Below are 864 nucleotides of genomic sequence, written 5' to 3'. Positions count from 1 at the left end.
GTATCCGCTCCGTGAACCCCACATTCCAAGCGGATAGCTGACGGCTGATGCTGTGCTCCCGATTTTCTTCAGGAGCCCATCACCATGATGCGTCCCAATGCCAGCGTTGAAAAAGTGTACCTCTACCCAAAGCCGGTAGACTTTCGAAAGTCCATTGATGGCCTAGCTGCGCTGGTCGAACTGGATATCAAGGTCGCGGTGTTTGACCCCGTGCTCTTTGTTTTTCTGAATCGCCACCGTAACCGGATCAAAGTGTTGTACTGGGAGCGTAACGGCTTCTGCCTTTGGCTCAAGCGCCTGGAGTCCGAGCGTTTCAAGACTTCACCCGAAGAGGTGGACGAGGCTATCGTGCTGACCGTCCAAGAACTGAACTGGCTACTGGATGGATTTGATCTCTGGCGCAATCGTCCACACAAGGTTTTAACGCCAAGATTCGTCGCCTGACGGGTATAATCCGGGCATGAATTTGAAGCCCGAAGACCTCCCTGACGACCCTGTTCTGCTCAAGCAAATGTTGCTTGAGGCACTCAGTCGTCAGCAGGTAACGGCTGAGGCATACCAGACTCATATCGTCGATCTGAAAGAACAGATCAAGCTGCTGCGCGACCGTTTGTTCGGTCGCAAATCCGAGCAGACCGTGGAACCCAATACCCCTCAACTGGCGTTGTTCAATGAGCCCGAAAGCGAGCCGATGCCTTCAACCGGCGGCGCTGACGAAGAAGTTGTTGCTCCGACTTCACGTCGTGGCAAGCGCAAGCCCCTGTCTGCTGATCTGCCGCGCATCGAAGTCATCCACGAACTTCCCGAGCACGAACTGACGTGTGCCTGTGGTTGCCGCAAGCATGTCGTCAGCGAAGAAACTAG

Annotated in this window: 2 protein-coding genes; both read left to right on the top strand. The window is 54.6% G+C overall.

From position 1 onward, the window contains the following. The first annotated feature begins 84 nt into the window (after positions 1-84). Positions 85-444 carry an IS66 family insertion sequence element accessory protein TnpB gene (gene tnpB / locus IMW75_RS26750; protein WP_237142355.1) on the top strand — a complete coding sequence of 120 codons (360 nt, stop codon included), beginning with the start codon at positions 85-87 and terminating at the stop codon, positions 442-444. Positions 445-460: 16 nt separating this feature from the next. Further along, positions 461-864: IS66 family transposase (locus IMW75_RS26745; RefSeq protein ID WP_205894310.1), on the top strand; the 404-nt coding region annotated here is incomplete at its 3' end.

Source organism: Pseudomonas gregormendelii (genome assembly GCF_017114825.1).
Taxonomy (GTDB): Bacteria; Pseudomonadota; Gammaproteobacteria; order Pseudomonadales; family Pseudomonadaceae; genus Aquipseudomonas; species Aquipseudomonas gregormendelii.
The sequence above is the reverse complement of the archived record's forward strand: the minus strand, read 5'-3'. Positions and strand labels throughout refer to the sequence as shown.

Excerpts from the sequence above, each read along its gene's own strand:
- tnpB (WP_237142355.1), top strand. The coding sequence starts at position 85 with ATGATGCGTCCCAATGCCAGCGTTGAAAAAGTGTACCTCTACCCAAAG.